This is a genomic window from Streptomyces adelaidensis (genome assembly GCF_016598475.1).
Taxonomy (GTDB): Bacteria; Actinomycetota; Actinomycetes; order Streptomycetales; family Streptomycetaceae; genus Streptomyces; species Streptomyces adelaidensis.
In genome coordinates, this window is sequence record NZ_JAEMUX010000240.1 from 1 (window position 1) to 1233 (window position 1233).

The window sequence follows — 1233 nt, forward strand, 5'->3', positions numbered from 1 at the left end:
TGAGGGGCCTCGCGTTCTCCGGACAGGCTTCTGACCGTTTATTTCACGCGGCGACTCGCAACTTCTCGTACTCGGCGTGGACTTCGCGCGGAGGACGGTAACCCACCGCCGAGTGGAGGCGTTTGCGATTGTACCAGAATTCGATGTAGCGAGTGATGTCTTGGCGGGCGGCCTCGCGGGTCAGGTAAGTCACCCTTGATACACGCTCGTTCTTCAGGGCTCCGAAGAATGATTCGGCCATGGCGTTGTCAAAACAGATCCCGGTGCGGCCGGAAGATCTGCGGAGCCCGAACCGGTCGAGTGTATTCCCGAACTCTGCTGACATGTAGTTGCTTCCGCGGTCGGAGTGAAATATCGCGCCGGCCGAGAGGTTCCTGTTCCGTGCAGCGTTGCGGATTGCCCTGGATATCAGCGGGGTCTGGTAGTGGTCGTCCATCGCGTAACCGATGACTTCCTTCGTGCAGCAGTCGATGACCGTTGCGAGGTACAACCAACCTTCCCCGGTCGCGATATAGGTAATGTCACCGACGAACTTTTTGCCAGGCGCATCCGCGGTGAAGTCGCGGCCGACGAGGTCTGGCACCTGGCCGGCCGCAGCTTGAGTGAGGTTGAACCTCTTCGGCCGTGGCAGGCAGGTCAGCAGGCCCAGTTCGCGCATGAGGCGGCGGACCAGCTCCACGCCCGCAGCGACGCCCCAGCGGTGCAGCTGGGCGTGGATGCGCCGGTGCCCGTAGGTGCTGTCGGACATGTCGAAGGCTTTCTCGATGAGCAATTTCAGTTCTTCGCGCCGCTGGGCTGTCGCGGATTCCGGGCGGGAGCGCCAGTCGTAGTAGCCGGATCGGGATACGTCGAGCCGACCGCACATGAACTCGACGCTGTATGCGTACTCCTCGGTGTCGAGCCGCATCTCGTCGATGAACTCGTACTTGCTTGCTACCGGGGATCCTTCGCGAAGTACGCTGCGGCTTTTTTTAGGAAAGAATTTTCCATCTCCAGCTCGCGGTTGCGTCGTTCGAGTTCCTTCAGGCGCGCCCGCTCGTTCACCGTCAGTTCCGCATCGGGGGCCGGTTCCCGATGCTTCTGGTACTTTTTCACCCAGCCGCGTAGCGTCTCCGAGTTCAGCTCAAGCTCCCGGGCGACTTCAGAGATCGTCTTGCTTGACCTCAACGCGATCTGGACGGCTTCCTCGCGGAACTCCGGCGAGTACTTACTGGGTGGCGCCACTTCTTCCTC

At 61.1% G+C, this 1233-nt stretch carries 1 protein-coding gene; it reads right to left on the reverse strand.

The window, feature by feature from the left end; all coding sequences use genetic code 11:
- Positions 1–43: 43 nt before the first annotated feature.
- Positions 44–1224 (reverse strand): IS3 family transposase gene (locus tag I8N67_RS41570; RefSeq protein ID WP_200309543.1). Its coding sequence is split into 2 segments (ribosomal slippage): positions 44–960 and positions 960–1224, totalling 1182 coding nucleotides; the frame shifts between segments, so codons are not numbered across the junction.
- Between the last annotated feature and the right edge of the window lie 9 nt (positions 1225–1233).